Source organism: Mucilaginibacter sp. AK015 (assembly GCF_014200785.1).
Classification (GTDB): domain Bacteria; phylum Bacteroidota; class Bacteroidia; order Sphingobacteriales; family Sphingobacteriaceae; genus Mucilaginibacter.
In genome coordinates, this window is the sequence record NZ_JACHCV010000001.1 from 1,511,265 (window position 1) to 1,530,990 (window position 19,726).

Genomic DNA, 19,726 nt, shown 5'->3' on the forward strand with positions numbered 1-19,726 from the left:
GAGGCCTTATATATTATAATACAAAGACCCTTTAAATTATCGGGCCTTTGTGTTATTTGCTGCTAATCGTTTAAAATATCGCGGGATATTTACCCGGATTAGCTTCGTTCATGATTTTGTAAACGGCTTCAATAACATCATCGTGGGATGGTTTGCTGAAGTAGTCGCCGTCTGAACCGTACGGTGGCCTGTGCTCGGCGCCGCATAGGGTTTTTGGTTGTGCATCCAACAGGTAATACCCGTTTTGCGCCTCAATAACCTTTTGCAGGATGTATGCCGACCCACCGCCCGGCAGATCCTCATCAATCACCAACAGCTTATTGGTTTTTTGGAGAGATTTGCCGCAAGCATTATCGGTATCAAAAGGATATAAGGTTTGAGGATCTATCACTTCGATATTGATACCCATTTTCTCCAGTTCCTCGGCCGCTTCCATCACAATACGCAGGGTGGAACCATAAGTGATAACCGTAACATCAGTGCCTTGTTTAATCACCTCGGCCTTACCCAGGGGAACGGTAAACTCGCCTACGTTGGCAGGCAGCTTTTCTTTTAAACGATAACCGTTAAGGCACTCGATAACCAAGGCAGGCTCGTCGCCACGCAGCAAGGTATTATACATCCCTGCGGCCTGCGTCATATCGCGGGGTACGCAGATGTGCATGCCGCGCATAGCGTTTAAAATTAACCCAAGCGGCGAGCCGGAGTGCCAGATACCCTCTAAACGATGGCCGCGTGTGCGCACTATCAGCGGTGCGCGCTGCCCGCCGCGGGTGCGGTAGCTTAAGCTTGCCAGATCGTCGCTCAATACGGTGATAGAATAAAGCAGGTAATCAAGATATTGTATCTCGGCGATAGGCCTGAAACCACGCATGGCCAGGCCCATGCCCTGCCCTATAATTGTTGCTTCGCGGATACCGGTATCTGTAATGCGCAAATCGGTATATTTAGTTTGCAGCCCGGCAAAACCCTGGTTAACGTCGCCTATAGAACCAACATCTTCGCCAAAGGCAACAATAGCTTTATCCCGTTCAAAATTTGCGTCGAAACAAGCATTTAATACCTCGCGGCCGTCAATGGCTTTTGCATCGTCAGCATACTGCGGCGCAACAACAGGCACGTATAAAGGCGATCTTGGCGTATCTGTAAACAACTTTGAATTGAAACGCTCGACATTCTTCACGTTTTCGGCATTAAGCCAGTTTACCAGGTTTTGTCTTGCATCGCTGTTTTCTTTAACCGTTAACCGCAGCACTTTACGCACGCAGGCAATGGTGTCCCGGCGCCCGGGATCGATACAGGTTTGCAGCGATGACATTAAATTGAGTAATTCGTCGCGCTGAGGGGATTGTTGGGCAATACGGTCTATCAGTTCAACGGCCTCGGCCATTTCTGCCTTTATCTCGCTTTCCAGCTCGCCCCAAGCTTCGCGCTGGCAGTTACGTACATGCTTTTTGGCTTCTGCTTCCAGTTCATCAATTTCTTCGGCACTAATAATAGCCGATTGGATCATCCATTTACGCATTTGCAAAAGACAGTCGTGCTCTTCCTCCCAGTTAAGCCTGTCCTTTGATTTATAACGTTCGTGGCTGCCGGATGTAGAATGCCCCTGCGGCTGAGTCATCTCCACAACATGTATTAAAACAGGCACGTGCTCTTCCCGGCACACTTTAACAGCGCGTTCGTAAGTTTCGCAAAGGGCAACATAATCCCATCCGCGCACTTTAAATATCTCGTACCCGTTGGTGTTGTTATCCCGCTGGAAACCTTTTAATATCTCAGATATATCTTCTTTTGTAGTTTGCAACCTTGCCGGCACAGATATAGCGTAGGCATCATCCCAAACAGAAATAGCCATTGGCACCTGCAATACGCCTGCCGCGTTAAAAGCTTCAAAAAACAAGCCTTCGGATGTAGAGCCGTTACCTATAGTGCCAAATGCCACCTCGTTACCATTTACAGAAAACTGTTTAAGGTATTCCAACTCTTTATTCTGGCGGTATAATTTTGAAGCGTATGCTAAACCTAATAAGCGTGGCATGTGGCCACCGGTGGTTGAAATGTCGGCGGCGCAATTCATGGTTTCGGCCTGGTTGGTCCAGCTGCCATCAGCGTTTACATAGCGGGTTGCATAATGACAGTTCATCTGGCGGCCTGCCGATGCAGGGTCCTTTTCGATATCAGGATTGGCGTATAACTGGGCAAAAAACTCCTTAAGATTGCTCATGCCGGTGGCGAACATAAATGTCTGGTCGCGGTAATAGCCTGCGCGCCAGTCGCCCTTGCGGAAAACCTTGGCCATAGCCAATTGGGCAACTTCTTTACCGTCGCCAAAAATACCAAACTTAGCCTTGCCGGTTAAAACCTCGCGCCGGCCAATAATACTGGCCTGGCGGCTCTCAAAACCAATGCGGTAATCATCAATAACAATTTTTCTAAAATCGTCAAAACTGAGTTCGGCAGCGTTAGTACTATTGCCTGTGTGTATTCCAGTTTCGGGCATATAAAATTTTGTTTAGGCGGTAAAATTAGGAAATTCTATTCTGTTATTTATATTGGTTTATGTAAAACATATAGTTTTTACAATAGTTTTGTATTAAGGTTAAACCTTTTATATTTGTAATTATCAAACAGATAATCATGAAAAAACTATTATTAATATGCGCAGTTGTTTTAGGCTTTGCCTTTAACGCCTCTGCCCAAACCGCATCGCAACCCGAGTTTAAATTTAACGAGGAAAAGCACGATTTTGGTAAAATACCACAGGGCACGCCCGTTACAACCGTATTTGAATTTACCAACGTTGGCAAAGCGCCATTGATCTTAACCGAAGTTAAACCAACCTGTGGCTGTACTATTGCCGACTATACAAAAACGCCTGTTATGTCGGGCGCTAAAGGCACTATTACTATTACCTATAATGCGGCAGCGCTTTCGGGCTTCAACAAAACTATTGTAGTAACATCAAACGCTAAAACGCCTACCAAATACTTAAGTATTGTAGGCGAGGTTGTTGCCAAGCCGGCGGTAAGCAGCAGGTAAGGGCCTCTCAAAAAAAGATGAGGATAAAATATAAGGCATCTACAATTGATGCCTTTTTTTATGCCCTTAAGTTTTGTTATGTATGCATAGATTTTACAAATAGGGTATTCTATCTTTTTACTAATTTTGCGTATGCCAAAAATTTCGCAAAAAGGGCAGCGCATGCCCGCATCCCCAATACGTAAACTAACGCCATTCGCCGATAAAGCTAAACTTGAGGGTAAAAAAGTATACCACCTTAACATCGGTCAGCCGGATATTGAAACCCCGGAAGGTATGCTTAACGCTATCAAAAACATCGACTTTAAAGTATGGGCTTATACCCCATCTGAGGGTACCTTAAGCTATCGTAAAAAGCTTACTGAATATTATAACAAGCTGGGCTATAACATAACGCCCGAAAATATAATTGTTACCACAGGCGGCTCTGAGGCCATTACTATTGGGATGATGGCCTGCCTTGATCCCGGCGACGAAGTGATTATTCCCGAGCCGTTTTACGCCAATTACAATGGCTTTGCCAACCAGAGCGATATAGTGGTAAAACCCATACTATCGTATATTGATAATGGGTTTGCACTGCCCGCTATCAGCGAGTTTGAAAAACTGATAACCGATAAAACAAAAGCGATCATCATCTGCAATCCCAATAACCCTACCGGCTATTTATACTCGCAGCAGGAACTTGACGCTTTAAAAGAACTTGCCTTAAAATATGACCTTTACCTATTTAGCGACGAGGCATACCGCGAGTTTTGTTATGATGGACGCCGGTTTATATCGCCTATGCACCTGAGCGGTTTAGACGACAATGTAATTGTGATGGATACCGTGAGCAAGCGTTACAGCGCCTGCGGCGCACGTTTAGGGTGCCTGATCACCAAAAACAAAGCGGTGCTGGCAGCCGGATTAAAATTTGCCCAGGCAAGGCTGTCGGCGGGTATGGTTGAACAAATTGCGGGCGAGGCCGCTGTTGATACTCCGGATGAATACTTTGCCGCTGTAAATAAGGAATACACCCAACGCCGCGATACATTGGTAAGCGCCCTTAATAAAATTGAAGGTGTTTACTGCCCTAACCCGGGCGGTGCGTTTTACGTGGTAGCAAAATTCCCTATCGATAATGCTGATAAGTTTTGCCAGTGGATGCTGGAAAGCTTCAGTTACCAAAATGCAACCGTAATGATGGCCCCGGCAACGGGTTTTTACAGCACCAAAGGTGCCGGTACCAACGAGGTAAGGATGGCTTATGTACTTAATAACGCCGATCTTAATAAAGCCATGGTTTGTTTGGAAGAAGGTTTAAAAGCTTATCCGGGAAGAACAATGGGCAATTAGCAGTTGGCAGCGGGCAGTTGGCAATAAGATTTGACATTTTGACAACTGTAGATCGTCCATCGTAAACATATTTTAAGTATATTTGTACTTGATTCATCTGCAAACTGGCAACAGCTAACAGCCATCCCGATAGCTATCGGGACAAACAAATGGGGTCGACCGGAATTGACAGGATGGAGATAATGAAGTAAGCATGTAGCGCGTTGTGTGAATTAGCGCTTAAATCTGAACGCTCAAACTTACAAATGGCGAAAATAACTACGCCTTAGCTGCCTAATTTAGAATTAGCATAGCTTTTGTCCCGCCGGTTTTCCTTCTCATTGGATCGGCAAACGGGGCATCGAAAAATGAGAATAGCCTGCTTAAGGTGTGGTAAGCAAGCGAAACAAAGCACCTAAGGGTTACGGTACAGGTAAGCGGTTAACCTTCCATAACCCCGACAATTAAATAACAGCTAAACATGTAGAAAGCTTTACTTATACCATGTTTGGACGAGGGTTCGAATCCCTCCGGCTCCACTAAATTAAACCCTGCCCGCCAATAGCGGACAGGGTTTTTTGTTTTACCCTTCTACGGTCGGGTTCCGGTAATGGGGGCTCCAACTGCTCCCCGCAACCCAGATCATGGTTAACATGGTTAACATAATTAAGATATATTTTTACTTAATTAATTGATTATAAGACATTTAAATAAAAACCGTGTTAACCATGATCAGCCCTTGCATATTACTAAAAATATTAGTATATTTGTAAGTACTCCTAAATCCCTCCCATACCCCTTATGGAAACTACCCCTAAATCCAAAACGCCCGTTGCGGCAAACTTTACCGGTGCCGCACAAAAAATTGACGACCTGTTAAAGCAAGACACCATCACTAACCATGATTTTGAATGTTTAAGCGCGCCGGAGCGCCAATACCTTTCACAAGCCTGCACAGATATTTTAGCAAAACTGAAGGATGCCGAACGCGATAATTTTTTAGAGAAGATAAGCCCCGTTATCACGCCCGAAACAAAGAGCGACATCTGGGACTATAACCATACCATCATTAACAACGCTGTAATTACGCTGATGCGCCAGTATGGTACCATGCCCGGTAAAAAAGCGATAGCCGAGAAAACCGGACTGAGCCGGCAAACCGTTGCCAAACATTTAAAAGAGTACCAGCGCCAGCCCGATTTTACCGCGGAGATGCAGCAGTTTAAATTTATGGCCCCCAACGTGTTAACCAGTGTTTTTAACAGCGCCCTGAACGGCGATATGAAAGCCGCCAGGCTTTACCTGGAAATGGTAGGCGCGGCAAATAAGCAACGCAGCGGCACTGTGATAAACGAGCAAAATAACTACCTGCAAATAAACAACACCATATTAAGCCAGGAAAACTTAAAACACTTAACCCCGGCCCAACTGAACCAGATAGAAAGTATTATTAACGATAACAGGTAAAGGATATGAACCATGTTGGATGAAGGGTTCAAATCCATCCGACTCCACCCGATGAGAAATCATTAAAATACTCATTATCCTGCTCCAAAGAGCAGCCTGTTTTGTCCCAAAACCAACGACTTATCGTCAAACAAAGGATGCGACCAAGCGGTTTCAAACGTATCTTCTAAGAACGTAAGATCATCAAAAATCGTAATTGCTTGATTTTACACCGTCACACCGAGTAATTGAAAAACTTGGTAAAGTTCAGATTTAGCAATTTGCGGATTTTGGCGATCATATTGACCGAGCGCTTCGCTATTCGCAATTCCAGTTTGTAAATAGGGGCGCAGGCGCCTATAAATGTCTGGGTTAGTTCTCACGAAATAACGTTCCGACTTTTCATAAGCATTGATTACTGCGTGTCTTTTAAGCGCATTTCCCACGTGTTGGCATTGTGCGTAAAAGCGCCCGGTGCGACTAAAATGCTGAAGGAACCAAAACTCAAGACAAGGAGTATTAATGAGTATATGGATTTTCTCATTCCCCCGGACCTTATCCATATATCCATGTAGTTCATCGGTTGCGTTTTCCATTAGCACCACATCAAGGTCTACTATCCATATAGAGTGATCGTAAGAGTTGGCATTAGCGTAAACAAGGTCAAATTGCTCCGCAAGCTTTTTTTTACGGGGCAGTTCTGGTTGCACAGAAATAGTCGGCAGAGATTCATTTTTGCGTAACATTTGAAAATACCAAAGTTCGGTTTCGCCATCAACCACAATAGAAAAGGTCGTACGGCCAGTTCCTCTTCTGTGTCCGCTATTCCTGGCCATCTTCTGATTCTAAATAATAATTATTCAGATTTGGCACTGCACCTAGTTTACCTGATCTATAAGCATTAAAGATAGATGTGGTGTCGCGAACAACGCTGGAGTCGAATTCGTTTAATGAGAACAGTTCCATGCTGCCATCCGGTTTTTTTTCAGTGAACCAAATGATATCTTCACGCAAAATATCTTTTTCTAACAATAGTTCCCTGTAATGTGTAGTGGCAATCAATTGTGAGTTCTTGACATTAACTAAAAATAACAACAAAAAGTGTTTTAAAAGGTCCGGATGCAATGAGGCTTCTAGTTCATCAATGGGCCTCACACAGGGATGTGAAAGCATCTGGTCTAGTAGACCACTAAATTGAAAATAACGTTGTGTTCCCTCGGACTCATCTTTATAAGGAAGACTAAAAAACATTTTCTTGCCATCATGGTAAACCTCATGTTCAAAAGCGATATGAATTTCATCCCTGGTCGTAAAATCATCCATTTTTATAGTGGGCGCGCTAGCTTTTACTTGTTTTACGATTAACTGCATCAATTCGCGAAATTCTTCCGTTGTGGGTACCGTTTCTTTTTCAACGTGAATATTGGATATTCTGAAATCCGCCTTATCAAGAAATTGAATAATACGTTTGCTGCTAATTGACTTCGATTCCAATTGCTTACTGATTGATGACGTCAAATTGGTACTTGGTTCGATTAAATTTCTAAGAACCTTACCGAACCAGTCAGTTGCATCTCTTAATTCTTTTGAGTCGACGTTCGATTTTAAGAACCCAGAAAATACCGTGGCGTTCCATAAAGTATTTGCTGTTAGCGCATCCTCTTGCGCTTTCTTTATGTTTATCTTATCACCAAATTTTATAAATGCTAATTGCTTGTCTGTATCTGTAGTTCGTTCAAAAACTAACGATTTATTAGGTGAATAGAAATTCATTTTCTCATGGAGCACCGCATCTGTAGTGAAGCCAATCTCGTAATAATATTTAACACCATTATAAATAAAAGTCAGTTCAAATACTGATTCTTGAAGGACTGTTTCGACATCAAACAAAAAAGGCTTAAAATTCAATTTTTCCTGCTTCTGAGTCACCGGAAGGAGTACCAATGAACGCAAAAAATCCAATGCCTTTAAAACGGTAGTTTTGCCGGATCCGTTAGCACCGTAGATCAATCCAAGTTTTAAAAGCTTTTCACCTGCGCCACTATCTATAAGATAGTATTCGGCAAGATTATCCGATTTATCGGGTTCAAAAGATAATGTAACTTTGTCTTTGATACTCCTAAAGTTTTGTATCGAAAAGCTAACAATCATGATTTCGTTTTATTTTTTGAAAGTGTTTTACAAATATAACATAAAAGCCCCTAAAAATGCGTTATTTTTATTAGAGATTTCTATTTGCTTACAATTAGGAGACAAACTGTTACTATTTTATTTAGGCGCAATACATGAGGCCTAGTACCATCTTAATTTTTTTGTCTGTGAAGTCGACTTTAAAGAAACTATCAAGAACATTATAGGATAAGATTTTTCATGACAATAAAGTTAACCGTTAAGTATATAATTCATCACCCCCCGAAAACGTTTAAAAACACTAAACCCTTCAAATGCTATGTTTGACGGGTTTAGTGGTTAGCTAGGGCTCAAAAATTAGGGCATCACCCCACCAAATAAGGCAGATAAATAATCGCCGCGCACACCGCAGCAAAGCAGCAAACTATTAGTACCGCGCCCGATGCGATGTCTTTTACCTGGCCAATTAAGGGGTCGTGTTCTTTGGTAACACGGTCGGCCAGCTTTTCAATAGCGGTGTTAAAAAGCTCTGCCATCCACACTACGCCGATGAGTATCAGGGTAATCAGCCAGTCGGTTTTAGTAATGTTCAGCAAAGTATTTGTTATTATAACAGCTATGGCACCAATAAGGTGAAAAAGCATGTTATGTTCGTACCTGAATGCCAGCCATATCCCGTTTACCGAGTAACTGTAGCTTTTTATATGTCGCCTTATCCTGTTCATGTGCTATAGGTGTTCTCTTTTATTTAAAAACATGCGCCAGATAAACAATGCCGTAACTGGCCAAACAAATTACCATTTTTAAGTTGGGCCGGGTCATGATATCCTGTTTTTCATCACCGTCTTTCAATACGTAATTCCCTAATATCCAAAAAATAACGGAAACCCCGATATCCATGAAGTCGAACCTGCCGTTGGTGATATGAAAAAGCTGAAAAACCTCCAGCACAATACAAATTAAAAGCGGCATAAACACCAGGTTTACACGGCGGTTAATTAACGTTATATAATAAGGTTTGGAAGTAAGCGTAATGCAAAATACCCACAGCCCCTCGGGTAACGAATAAACCACCGTATCATTCAGCGGCAACGCCGCGGTTATATATGCTTTTAAATTGATGTATGTTTCAAACGAGATAAGCCGGATAACTATCTCGTTTACGGCTGTTTTGTCTGCTCTGTAAAACAAATAAATAAACAAGCTGATCAGCAGCGCCAGGCAAATAAAAAGATATTTTTTTCTCACTTTTTCTGGTATACTAATAGTTTAAAATAAGGCCCCGGGCCAAAACCAATTTCTTTTAAAAGCTTAAATTTTTTGATGGCGATTACCTCATCAATAAAAAAAACCGATTTAAAATGAAGCTTATGGGATAACTTTTTAAACAAATGATCTGCATGCCGCAGCCAGTTATCCGGCGTAAAATGATTAAGAATAAACACTTGTCCGCCCGGCTTTAACACCCTCCATACTTCTTCCAGCAACCGGTCGGCATTAGCTGTAACAGCTATCACATGCGAAAGCACCGCATAATCGAAGGTTCTGTCGGCAAAAAGCAGCACTTCGCCGTCCATTTCCATTACCTTAATATTGGGGCGACTATTTTTTAAGGCCGCCTTCAGCATCGCCGCTGATGTGTCGACACCTGTTACCCGGTGTTTTGTGTAAAGCTCAAAATGCGAACCGTTGCCCACCCCTATCTCAAGCAGATCGCCTTCGGGCAACGTATTGATAAGGTTAAATAAAACCCGCTTTTGCGGTTTTAGTACCATATCAACCAAGGGGTATAAAACCGAAAACTTATTGTAAAAAAAAGCAGATCGTGTATCCATCAATCGTAATTTGATATGCCGTTCAGTAACCAGGTTGGTATAGAACCATCAAGGTTTTGTAAGATGCAAAACTATCAATTTACTTTTAATTTCAAAGTACTTTGGTATATTTATAAAATTCCATGCTTTGTCATTTGGTTATCGCATCACCCCAAACGCTGTACAACTATCACCCCTTTTCAGGGAAATATTGCATCGCCTATAAATAAAAAAGCAGCCAGCCCGGGCATATCAGTTTGGCGTTAGTAAATGGCCGGCAATTTTTGAGCGGGATGTTCGGTGTGGTGCAGAAAACCAACATTATCGTTTTGGCGGCGCGGGTTGCACCATAACTTATTGACGCTAAGGGCCATTTGGCTGCACCTTTGTTTAAGCCTAAATATGTAATTTTGAATTGCCGAAGCAACAGGAAATTTACGGGTTGATGATTTGGCGCCTAATTTAAACCAATAGCTAACGCGGCAGGCCTGTATTGCAATAAGGCACAATAAATGTATATTAGTAAGCCGCGATATTATTAATGGAAGAAAGCAATAAGATCATAAAAAAACTGCCAAACCAGGAAATTGACTATTTTAAGATAGGCAAGATACTGCTAAGCCGTTGGTACTGGATAGCAGGTTCCCTTATTCTGTTTATTCTTGGTTCGTATGTTTATTTGTGGTACACGCCAAAAACGTATGCCACATCGGGCACCATGAAGCTCGAGGAAAAGAAATCAGAAATATCCGATCTGGTGAACGTGATAGGCAGCTCAGACAGGGGGCCGTCAAAAATACAAAGCGAAACATCTGTTATACAAAGCCCTACGGTTATTTTAGCGGCTATTAAAGACCTTAACTACCCTATAAGCTTTTATATACAGGGCCGTGTTCGTACAAGCGAAATTTATCCGCAAAAGCCGCTTGAGATACAAACCCTGCAGTTTGATAGCCTAAACTTTTACCGGGGGCTCGTCAATTTCAGGGCTATCGATAAAACCAGCTTTAACTTATCGTACCAGGCAGGCGAAAAGGAGATCTCGAAAAACTATTCGTATAACAGCCCTATAACTGTCGGGCCCACTACTTTTATCATACGGCCACCTGCTGCAGGCATTGGTAAAAACACGGTGTACCTGTTTAAATTTAACATCCCCGAAGATTTTATTGGCCGGGTACGGGGCGGGTTGCGTACCAGCGAACTTGCCAAATATTCTAACGTGTTGCTGTTACAGCAAACAGATGCCAACCCGCAATTTGCCGCTGATGTGCTGAACGCGATAATGAAGGAGTATTTGATATACGACCGCGACCGCAAAACACAATCGGCTACACAAATGATAAACTTTATTGACGACCAGCTTCAATACCTGTCTGATAAAGTGAAGGGTTCCGAAAAGTCTATTTTAGAGTTTAAGCAAAAAAACAAGCTGATGGAAGTCAGCTCATCAGCCGAGGCCGCCTTAGGTAAAGCCAAGGAGATAGAATCGCAACAAGCGGTGTTAAAATTACAACTGATAGCTATTGACCAGCTAAAGGAACAAATTGACAAAGAAAAGAATAACGTTAACCTGAATTTTAACGCAGGCAACGGCGTAGACCCGGCATTAAACGGTTTAATAGATAAACTGGACAACTTGCTTAACCAGCGCTACGAGTTATTAAAAACGTATAACTACAACTCGCAGCCCATACAGGATATCAACCGGTCTATCCTGCAAATAAAAAACAACGCGTTAAACAGCATCAATGCTACCTATAAAAGCGTAAAAACAAATTTAGACTATTTAAATTCGCAGCTGGCAACGGTAAATAAGCAGATATCGGTATTCCCGGTTGCCGAACGCGACCTGATAGCCCTGAACCGCCCTTATGAGGTTAACGAAAAAGTTTTATCTTTTTTATCTGAGCGGAAACTTTCGGCACAAATAAGCCGCGCGGGTATTTTACCGGGCGCAACCATTATAGAACAAGCCCAAACAAACTTTTCGCCCGTGTCGCCTGACGAACGCGGCATCCACCGCTCGGCTATAATTTTGGGTATAATTACCGGGCTGGGTTTAATAATACTCATCAGGCTGTTAAACCCTTATATCTATGATAAAGAAACCGTAGAGAGCCTTACATCGGTTCCTATTTTGGGTGTGATCAGGAAATTTCCGGAGAAGATAGACGAAGACAATGCGCAGATACTGGCATTAAGCAAACCTAAAACCATGTTTGCCGAATCCGTCAGGTCAGTACGAACCAACCTGAATTTTCTGGCATCAGAAAAAGAGAGCAAGGTAATATGCATAACTTCTGAGGTAGCCGGCGAAGGAAAATCATTCGTAGCGGTAAACCTGTCGAGCACGCTGTCCCTCATCGATAAAAAAGTGGTACTTGTTGGCGCTGACCTGCGGCGCTCCAAGCTTCATAAAACATTTAATGTACCAAACGATACCGGGTTAAGCACCTATCTTTCCCGCCAGTCGCAGTTAAGCGATATCATACTGCAAACCGGCCAAAAAAACCTGGATATTATCATATCAGGACCTGTGCCGCCAAATCCGTCGGAGCTTTTGCATAGCCAGCGGATGAGCGAACTGATAACCGATCTGAAAAACAAATACGATGTGATCATGATAGACACCGCCCCTATAGGTTTGGTGTCGGATGCTATCCCGCTTATACGTGTCAGCGATATCAACATTTTTGTTATACGGTCAGGCAAATCTAAATATTACGCGGCCACAATTCCGCAACGCATCGCGCAGGAATACCATTTAGATAATACCGTAATAGTGCTGAACGCATTTGCTGAGGACCTTTTACATTCAAGATATTACACAACCAGGTTCACTGGCGATAACTATGGTAAGTACTATTATTACTCTGATTATAGCGGATATGAAAGCTCCGGCTATTATGTCGAAAATGATAAAAAGAAGTGGTGGAATTTTAGCCGTTGGTTTAAATAATTAAGTGTTGTTTACGATATGGCTTTACCGTTAACTAATAGCAGCCTTAAATGGTACCCTGTTTATACCCACCCACGCGCCGAAAAAAAAGCCTACAGCGCTTTAGTAAGTAAAGGTGTTGAAGCCTACCTGCCCCTGCACCGTCGTTTAAAGCAGTGGAGCGACAGAAAAAAATGGGTAGAAGAACCACTGATAAAATCATATTTATTTGTGCGGATAGCCGATAGCGCCCAGGCCGAGGTATTGATGACCAAGGGGATAGCCCGTTTCATATATTTTTCGGGCAGGGTAACCTCCATGCCCGACAGGCAGATAGACGAGCTTAGATTACTGATGGCCAGCGCCCTTGAACTTGAAATAACCGAAGAAAATTTGCTTCCCGGAGAAAAGATTAAAATAAAGGCGGGCCCTTTAAAGGGCATTACCGGCGAAATGATAGCGTATCGCTCTCAAAAACAGTTATTATTACGGTTAGAGAACCTGGGGTGCTCAATAATCGTAAACGTTGCAGCATCATTAATTAACAGGCTTTAGCTTTATACGAATAAGCTAAACAACCCCAATAAACGGCATTTTATAAAATGCTGATAATTAATAAGTTACAAATTAATACTGTAACTTACCGGGCGAAGCTATATAGATTGGGATAGAATGTGCAGGATTGCCGGACTAGTTACAAACCGATTACAAGCCGAACAGGCAAAAGCTACAGTGGGCACAATGTGCGATGCCTTACAGCACGGCGGGCCGGATGACGCGGGCATATATTGCAGCGACGATGCAAGGGTAACCTTTGGTAACAGGCGGTTAGCCATCATTGACCTTAGCGGGGCCGGCCATCAGCCAATGGCCGATAACAGCCGCAAAGCCTGGATAACCTTTAACGGCGAAATATACAATTACCGGGAGTTAAAGGCTGACCTGCAAAAGCTGGGGGCTGTATTTACCACCGGCACCGATACCGAAGTAATTATCCAGGCCTACCTTTACTGGGGAACAGGTTCGTTTAGTAAGTTAAGGGGGATGTTCGCTTTCGCGCTGTATGATGTTGCGGGCGGCGATGTTTATTTGGTGCGGGATACAACCGGCATTAAGCCATTATATTATTATGCCGAAGATGGCCGGATAGCTTTCGCATCAGAAATAAGGGCATTAAAAGCAGCCGGTATAGCAACGGCACCTGATAACCGATGGCCGGTTTGGCTGTTGGCATTTGGCCATATACCAGAACCTTACACCACATTAAAAAATGTGTTGAGCCTGCCCCCGGGGCATTTTTTATGCTGCGATAAACGGGGCGTGCATACGCTTACAAGCTACCGGCAAACCACACCTGAAAACTATATAACCGATGCGCGAACGGCGCGTGAAGGTATAAGCCGGCATCTAAAAAAAGCCGTAAAAAGGCAACTGATAGCCGATGCACCCATAGGTGTTTTTTTAAGCGGGGGTATCGATTCGAGTTTGCTGACGCTGTTAGCCAACCACGAGCGCGGGCAGCTAAAAACCGTATCGATATACTTTAACGAGGCCGAGTACGATGAGCGAAAGTATCAAAATGCGGTTTTAGATAAGATAAGCGGCGATAACTTCACACACCTTGTAAAACAAGCCGATTTTGGAGCGAATTTACCTTGCATACTTAACGCTATGGATATGCCTACAACCGACGGCATTAACAGTTGGTTCATCAGCAAATACGCTCATGAGGATGGCTTGAAAACAGTTTTGTCGGGCATAGGCGCCGATGAGCTATTTGGGGGGTACCCTTCCTTCAACAGAATGGCGTACCTGCGCTACCTGAAAATGTTGCCGGCGTCAGTTTTCCGCGCAGCGGCGAAACTCAATAAAGACAACTACCGGAAACTGGCTTACCTGGCCATTAATGATCCGGTAGCCGATTACTTATTTTTACGCGGGTTGTTTGCGCCTTTGGATATTGCCAAACTAACCGGCATGCACGAGGCCGGTGTTAACAGTATATTATTTGACACCCTGAAACTGCCTGAATTTGAAACTTACGACAAACTGCAAGCCGCCTGGTTTGAGACCAACCTGTACATGCAAAACCAGTTACTGCACGACACTGATGTAATGAGCATGTGCCACGGCCTGGAGGTAAGGGTACCTTATTTAGATGAAGATCTTCAGCAGCATGTATCGCAAATAAAACCATCTGTACGGTTTCAAAAACATCCCGCAAAAAAAATATTAATAGATAGCTTGGGGGGGCTTATACCGAAAATGATATGGAACAGGCCAAAAATGGGGTTCACTTTCCCCCTGCAGCAATGGATGAAAGATACCGCGCAAATTAATGATATTAGCATATACAAAGGCGAAGCAGCAAAATCTGTGATACATAAGTTTGGCAAGGGCCAAATGCATTGGTCAAGGGCTTATGCGCTATACCAGGTACAAGGGCATGTTTAAAAACATTACGCTATTTTCATTGCAAACTTTCAGTACCACGGGGGGCATTCAAAAAATGACCCGCACCCTGGCGCATTCGCTTTATAATATTTGCTTAAGTAACGGCTGGCAGTTTAAGCTATCGTCGTTATATGATGCAGATGCCGACCTGATGCCGCAGTATCTGCCGAAACAAAATTTTAGCGGGTTTAGCAACAGGCGTTTGCAATTTATATTCGCGGCCCTGTTCAACGCAAAAAAAAACGACACCATTATATTAAGCCACATTAACCTGGCGGTTATTGGTTTGCTTATAAAAGCCGTCCGTCCCAAAACAAAAATGTGGATTATAGCACATGGCATTGAAGTTTGGAGGCCATTACCGTTTCACAAAGCCCTGCTGCTTAACAAGTGCGACAATATTATCTGCGTAAGTGCTTTCACCAAAAGTCAGATGCAGTATTGGCATAAAAAAAGCGCCGCCAAATGTGTTGTGATAAACAATGTACTGGATCCGTTTATGGAGCTGCGCCTTAATTTTGACAAACCCGAAATACTGCTTAAAAGGTATGGCCTTGTAAATAAAGGGCCGGTAGTTTTTACGTTAACAAGGCTTGCATCAACAGAGCACTACAAAGGGCACGACCGGGTTATCAGGGCTATTGCAGGGCTTAAAAATACGTTTCCTGAAATCAGGTATGTACTGGCCGGAAAATACGACAACGAAGAGGGCGTGCGTGTTAAACAACTTATTAACCGTTTAGATATAGCAGAAAACGTAATATTACCCGGATTTATAAAAGAAGATGAACTGGCCGCTCATTTTTTAATGGCCGACTTATTTGTACTGCCAAGTAAAAAAGAAGGCTTCGGAATTGTATTTATAGAGGCCCTGGCCTGCGGCCTTCCGGTTATTTGCGGCAATGCCGACGGAAGCATTGATGCCATACGCAATGGCGAACTGGGTACTGCAATAAACCCCGATAACGATGCCGAACTTGAAAAAAACATTGCCGAACATTTAGCGCAACCTTTAACGTTAGCCAGGCGAAAGCACTTAAAAAGCGTATGCTTACACTATTTTACCGAACAAACTTATATCAGCGCGCTGCAAAAAATGTTAATTAATGACTGAACCGGAAGAACAGTGGGACCTGGAAATTACCCCCACCAGCAGTTTGTTTGATTTAAAGCTGCGGGATGTATGGCAGTATCGCGATCTGCTGCTGCTATTTGTACGGCGCGATTTTGTATCGTTTTACAAGCAAACCATACTTGGCCCCCTGTGGTTTTTTGTGCAGCCCGTTATTACCATCATTTTTTATTCATTTGTTTTTGGCAACCTGGCCGGGATACCTACTGACGGCGTCCCCAAACCGTTATTTTACCTGGCGGGTACCATATTATGGAATTACTTCTCAGACTGCCTTGTTAAAACATCAACCGTGTTCAGGGACCATGGCGGCATCATGAGCAAGGTTTACTTTCCGCGCCTGATTATGCCTTTGAGTATCATCGCCTCAAACCTTATCCGGTTTGGGGTACAAATAACCCTGTTTTTTGCATTGCTGTTATTTTATTACCTCAAAGGCACACCTGTAGGTTTAAATGCTTATGCGCTGCTGCTGCCGGTACTTATTGCGCTGATAGCGGCGCAAGGCCTGGGTTTGGGTATGCTTATATCTGCAGTTACCACCAAATACCGCGACTTTGCATTCGTAGTGGGTTTTGGCGTTCCGCTGCTCATGTATGCCACAACGGTTATCTATCCGCTTTCGCAGGCCGAGGCAAAATTCCACCAGTACAGCTGGATCATCCGGTTAAACCCTATTACAGGCATCATAGAAACTTTCAGATATGGTTTTTTTGGCAAAGGCAGCTTTAGCTTCGAGTTACTGGGTTATTGTACAGCAGTTACTTTTATTTTGCTTATTGTGGGAATAGTGACTTTTAATAAGGTTGAAAAAACGTTTGTCGACACGGTGTAATGGCTAAAGTGATCAAAGTAGAGAACCTGTCGAAAGCCTACCAGTTGGGTGACTTTGGCACCGGCACCATAACGCGCGACTTTGAACGTTTTTGGGCCAGGTTTCGCGGTAAGGAAGATCCGTTCCTGAAAATTGGTGAAGCAAACGACCGTACGGTAAAAAGTAACAGCGATGTGGTTTGGAGCCTTAAGGATATAAACTTTGACATAGAGCAGGGCGAGGCGGTAGGCATTATTGGGCGCAACGGTGCGGGGAAAAGCACGTTGCTAAAATTATTAAGCCGGGTAACCTCACCCACCACGGGCTCAATAAAAATAAAAGGCCGTATTGCCAGTTTGCTTGAAGTAGGCACCGGTTTTCATCCCGAACTTACGGGTAAAGAAAACATTTTTCTTAATGGCGCCATATTGGGTATGCGCAAGGCCGAGATCAAGCGCAAGTTTGACGAAATAGTAGATTTTTCGGGCGTCGAGCGATATATCGATACTCCTGTGAAGCGCTACTCATCGGGCATGTATGTGCGCCTGGCATTTGCAGTTGCCGCACACCTGGAAAGTGAAATACTGATAGTTGATGAAGTATTGGCCGTAGGCGATGCCGAGTTCCAGAAAAAATGCCTCGGTAAAATGGACGAGGTAAGCAAAGGTGAAGGCCGTACGGTATTGTTTGTTAGTCATAACATGACCACCATCAGCTCGCTTTGCGAGAAAAGCATCTTTCTGAGCAATGGCGAATTGATGGTAAAAGGGAATACAAATGCTGTGATAAGACAATACCATCAAAGTATTGTAAACAGCAGCGTAAGCCATATCAACGAACGGACGGACAGATCTGGCAGCGGCGAAATAAGGGTTACCGATATCGATATCAATGATAACTTGTCGGGTTGCAATATTGGTAATACCGAGGGTTTATGCATTACCTTAACCTATACATCATTATTACCCGTCTATTATGGCAAAATATACATCGGCATATATAACGAGCTGGGCGCCGCCGTTATGTTTTTAGACAGCGATACCATTCCCGATTTTCCATCAAAGTTACCCGGAAAGGGGAAGGTAACGATAGATATACCAAATTATCAGGCCTTAACCGCAGGTACGTATATCATCAATATAGCTGTGTTCATCAACAGTGCAATAAGTGATTATGTACAGAATGCATATACTTTTACCATAGTAGAGGATGATTTTTTAGGAAACGGCAAGCTACCGGCCGGTCAGTACATGTTTATTCCTAAACAATTTTGGCAGATCACTGAAAGCATATGAGCTTCATCCCCGAAAGCGAAATAAAATACTCGGATTATTCGATCTTAGACCCCTACGGCCGGGTGTTTTTTTGGCAGGACAGGGTTTACCGCGGCCTTTCACAAACGGCACATGCCGAGCTGCACAAACTGAGAGAAACAGGATTACTTACTGAGCTTGAAGAAAGGTCGCTTTTCCCAAAAACAACATTAACCCCTTTAAGCTCGCAGTATTTTGATGTCATTATCGAGCATGAAAAGATAAGTCCCGCCAGTTTTGTGTATGAGTGGCCGTTTGATATGATAAAGGCCGCAGGCAATTGCATTTTAGACGTAAATATTATAGCCGCGGAATATGGGTACCATACGATTGACGCGCATCCCTACAATGTGTTGTTTAAAGGTTGCAACCCGGTGTTTATTGACCTGGGCAGCCTTAAGCCAATGGATAACCCCAACGAATGGCATCCTGTTGAAGAGTTTTGGGGTTATTTTAAATACCCGCTCGAGCTTTGGAATAACGTGAGCCACAAAATGGCACGGCGCATTTACAGCGAAGACCTGAGCAGCATTACACCGGCCGAGTACCACAAACTACTGCAGCTTTCAAAGTCTAAATACGAGGTAAAGGCCCGTTCCCTGATAGAAAGGATAAAAAACAAACTAAGGCTGCGCGAAGCCAAAGCCAAAACCCTGACCGAAAAATTAGACCTGTATAAAAAAGAACTGGCCGAACTAACGCGAAATAAAGTTGCCACGCAGTGGGGCAATTACCATGATGACTATATAACAGATAATGACATTGCCTGTACCAACAGGTTCAAATTCGTCATCGATAAGATAAACGAACTAAAAATAGATACGATAACAGAACTGGCTGGTAACTGGGGCCTGCTGTCGTTTTTGATCCTGGAAAACACGGGTGTAAAGCACGTTAACTGCACCGACTATGACGAAAACGCGGTAAATAAAATGTACAACTATTTTAAGGGATCCGAACATGCTGAACGGCTTTCGCCGGCGCTGCTTGATTTTATAAAACCCATAGAGCTGTACAACTCGGGGCGGCCATCCGCCAGGTTCCACTCACAGGCGGTTTTAGCGCTCGCCGTTACCCATCACCTGATATTAACCTATAAGTACGATGTTAATGTTATTTTTAAAAAGATAGCCGAATATTCATCCGAGTATGTGTTCATAGAATTCATGCCCCTGGGTTTATGGGATGGATATGCCGCGCCGCCCATACCCGATTTTTATACGCAGGATTGGTTTACAGCGGCTTTTGAAAAACATTTTTCAATTGTCGACATCAGCCATATCGAAGCAAACAGGGTATTATACATTGGCACGAAGAAATAGT

The 19,726-nt window shown here is 43.4% G+C and carries 16 protein-coding genes and 1 other RNA gene; 11 read left to right on the plus strand and 6 right to left on the minus strand.

Going from position 1 to position 19,726, the window contains the following annotated elements:
• Nucleotides 1-70: 70 nt before the first annotated feature.
• The gene (locus HDC91_RS06665; RefSeq protein ID WP_183549626.1) at nucleotides 71-2,503 is read right to left on the minus strand and encodes a thiamine pyrophosphate-dependent enzyme; all 2,433 of its coding nucleotides are present in this window, start codon (nucleotides 2,501-2,503) and stop codon (nucleotides 71-73) included.
• 137 nt (nucleotides 2,504-2,640) lie between these two features.
• Between HDC91_RS06665 and HDC91_RS06670 the strand changes: the two genes are divergently transcribed.
• The 4 genes from HDC91_RS06670 (at nucleotide 2,641) to HDC91_RS06685 (ending at nucleotide 5,826) form a co-directional block, all read left to right on the plus strand.
• Nucleotides 2,641-3,042, plus strand: a complete 402-nt coding sequence (locus HDC91_RS06670) for a DUF1573 domain-containing protein (protein WP_162431619.1) — start codon at nucleotides 2,641-2,643, stop codon at nucleotides 3,040-3,042.
• Between the two features lie 132 nt (nucleotides 3,043-3,174).
• A complete protein-coding gene (locus tag HDC91_RS06675) occupies nucleotides 3,175-4,380 on the plus strand; it encodes a pyridoxal phosphate-dependent aminotransferase (protein ID WP_183549629.1) in 1,206 nt (401 codons plus the stop codon).
• Nucleotides 4,381-4,531: 151 nt separating this feature from the next.
• Nucleotides 4,532-4,901: a transfer-messenger RNA gene (gene ssrA, locus HDC91_RS06680) on the plus strand.
• Nucleotides 4,902-5,160: 259 nt separating this feature from the next.
• Nucleotides 5,161-5,826 (plus strand): hypothetical protein, encoded by a 666-nt coding sequence (locus tag HDC91_RS06685; protein ID WP_183549632.1) that lies wholly within the window; start codon nucleotides 5,161-5,163, stop codon nucleotides 5,824-5,826.
• 206 nt (nucleotides 5,827-6,032) lie between these two features.
• Here HDC91_RS06685 and HDC91_RS06690 read toward each other — a convergent pair whose 3' ends face one another.
• From HDC91_RS06690 to HDC91_RS06710, 5 genes are all read right to left on the minus strand, one after another.
• Nucleotides 6,033-6,641, minus strand: a complete 609-nt coding sequence (locus tag HDC91_RS06690; protein WP_183549635.1) for an RloB family protein — start codon at nucleotides 6,639-6,641, stop codon at nucleotides 6,033-6,035.
• On the minus strand, nucleotides 6,628-7,956 hold the full coding sequence (locus HDC91_RS06695; RefSeq protein WP_183549638.1) for an ATP/GTP-binding protein: 1,329 nt from the start codon (nucleotides 7,954-7,956) through the stop codon (nucleotides 6,628-6,630). Before HDC91_RS06695 ends, HDC91_RS06690 begins: the two co-directional genes overlap by 14 nt.
• A gap of 344 nt (nucleotides 7,957-8,300) precedes the next feature.
• Nucleotides 8,301-8,660 (minus strand): diacylglycerol kinase, encoded by a 360-nt coding sequence (locus HDC91_RS06700; RefSeq protein WP_183549641.1) that lies wholly within the window; start codon nucleotides 8,658-8,660, stop codon nucleotides 8,301-8,303.
• A 19-nt stretch (nucleotides 8,661-8,679) separates the two neighbouring features.
• Nucleotides 8,680-9,183 (minus strand): hypothetical protein, encoded by a 504-nt coding sequence (locus HDC91_RS06705; RefSeq protein WP_370576792.1) that lies wholly within the window; start codon nucleotides 9,181-9,183, stop codon nucleotides 8,680-8,682.
• Entirely contained in the window at nucleotides 9,180-9,770 is a 591-nt protein-coding gene (locus HDC91_RS06710) for a class I SAM-dependent methyltransferase (protein ID WP_255476667.1), read from the minus strand. Before HDC91_RS06710 ends, HDC91_RS06705 begins: the two co-directional genes overlap by 4 nt.
• Nucleotides 9,771-10,290: 520 nt before the next feature.
• On the opposite strand from HDC91_RS06710, the gene HDC91_RS06715 reads away from it, so the two are divergent.
• The 7 genes from HDC91_RS06715 (at nucleotide 10,291) to HDC91_RS06745 (ending at nucleotide 19,725) form a co-directional block, all read left to right on the plus strand.
• Nucleotides 10,291-12,711 (plus strand): tyrosine-protein kinase family protein, encoded by a 2,421-nt coding sequence (locus HDC91_RS06715; RefSeq protein WP_183549647.1) that lies wholly within the window; start codon nucleotides 10,291-10,293, stop codon nucleotides 12,709-12,711.
• A gap of 18 nt (nucleotides 12,712-12,729) precedes the next feature.
• The gene (locus HDC91_RS06720) at nucleotides 12,730-13,245 is read left to right on the plus strand and encodes a UpxY family transcription antiterminator (protein ID WP_162431611.1); all 516 of its coding nucleotides are present in this window, start codon (nucleotides 12,730-12,732) and stop codon (nucleotides 13,243-13,245) included.
• A gap of 117 nt (nucleotides 13,246-13,362) precedes the next feature.
• A complete protein-coding gene (asnB, locus tag HDC91_RS06725) occupies nucleotides 13,363-15,144 on the plus strand; it encodes an asparagine synthase (glutamine-hydrolyzing) (RefSeq protein ID WP_183549650.1) in 1,782 nt (593 codons plus the stop codon).
• On the plus strand, nucleotides 15,137-16,258 hold the full coding sequence (locus HDC91_RS06730; protein ID WP_183549653.1) for a glycosyltransferase family 4 protein: 1,122 nt from the start codon (nucleotides 15,137-15,139) through the stop codon (nucleotides 16,256-16,258). The genes asnB and HDC91_RS06730 overlap by 8 nt, the downstream gene beginning before the upstream one ends.
• Entirely contained in the window at nucleotides 16,251-17,111 is an 861-nt protein-coding gene (locus HDC91_RS06735) for an ABC transporter permease (protein ID WP_183549656.1), read from the plus strand. The genes HDC91_RS06730 and HDC91_RS06735 overlap by 8 nt, the downstream gene beginning before the upstream one ends.
• Nucleotides 17,111-18,385 carry an ABC transporter ATP-binding protein gene (locus HDC91_RS19970; protein WP_183549659.1) on the plus strand — a complete coding sequence of 425 codons (1,275 nt, stop codon included), beginning with the start codon at nucleotides 17,111-17,113 and terminating at the stop codon, nucleotides 18,383-18,385. Before HDC91_RS06735 ends, HDC91_RS19970 begins: the two co-directional genes overlap by 1 nt.
• Nucleotides 18,382-19,725 (plus strand): hypothetical protein, encoded by a 1,344-nt coding sequence (locus tag HDC91_RS06745; protein ID WP_183549662.1) that lies wholly within the window; start codon nucleotides 18,382-18,384, stop codon nucleotides 19,723-19,725. Before HDC91_RS19970 ends, HDC91_RS06745 begins: the two co-directional genes overlap by 4 nt.
• Nucleotide 19,726 lies beyond the last annotated feature (1 nt).

Excerpts from the sequence above, each read along its gene's own strand:
- HDC91_RS06665 (WP_183549626.1), bottom strand. The coding sequence starts at position 2,503 with ATGCCCGAAACTGGAATACACACAGGCAATAGTACTAACGCTGCCGAA.
- HDC91_RS06670 (WP_162431619.1), top strand. The coding sequence starts at position 2,641 with ATGAAAAAACTATTATTAATATGCGCAGTTGTTTTAGGCTTTGCCTTT.
- HDC91_RS06675 (WP_183549629.1), top strand. The coding sequence starts at position 3,175 with ATGCCAAAAATTTCGCAAAAAGGGCAGCGCATGCCCGCATCCCCAATA.
- HDC91_RS06685 (WP_183549632.1), top strand. The coding sequence starts at position 5,161 with ATGGAAACTACCCCTAAATCCAAAACGCCCGTTGCGGCAAACTTTACC.
- HDC91_RS06690 (WP_183549635.1), bottom strand. The coding sequence starts at position 6,641 with ATGGCCAGGAATAGCGGACACAGAAGAGGAACTGGCCGTACGACCTTT.
- HDC91_RS06695 (WP_183549638.1), bottom strand. The coding sequence starts at position 7,956 with ATGATTGTTAGCTTTTCGATACAAAACTTTAGGAGTATCAAAGACAAA.
- HDC91_RS06700 (WP_183549641.1), bottom strand. The coding sequence starts at position 8,660 with ATGAACAGGATAAGGCGACATATAAAAAGCTACAGTTACTCGGTAAAC.
- HDC91_RS06710 (WP_255476667.1), bottom strand. The coding sequence starts at position 9,770 with ATGGATACACGATCTGCTTTTTTTTACAATAAGTTTTCGGTTTTATAC.
- HDC91_RS06715 (WP_183549647.1), top strand. The coding sequence starts at position 10,291 with ATGGAAGAAAGCAATAAGATCATAAAAAAACTGCCAAACCAGGAAATT.
- HDC91_RS06720 (WP_162431611.1), top strand. The coding sequence starts at position 12,730 with ATGGCTTTACCGTTAACTAATAGCAGCCTTAAATGGTACCCTGTTTAT.
- asnB (WP_183549650.1), top strand. The coding sequence starts at position 13,363 with ATGTGCAGGATTGCCGGACTAGTTACAAACCGATTACAAGCCGAACAG.
- HDC91_RS06730 (WP_183549653.1), top strand. The coding sequence starts at position 15,137 with ATGTTTAAAAACATTACGCTATTTTCATTGCAAACTTTCAGTACCACG.
- HDC91_RS06735 (WP_183549656.1), top strand. The coding sequence starts at position 16,251 with ATGACTGAACCGGAAGAACAGTGGGACCTGGAAATTACCCCCACCAGC.
- HDC91_RS19970 (WP_183549659.1), top strand. The coding sequence starts at position 17,111 with ATGGCTAAAGTGATCAAAGTAGAGAACCTGTCGAAAGCCTACCAGTTG.
- HDC91_RS06745 (WP_183549662.1), top strand. The coding sequence starts at position 18,382 with ATGAGCTTCATCCCCGAAAGCGAAATAAAATACTCGGATTATTCGATC.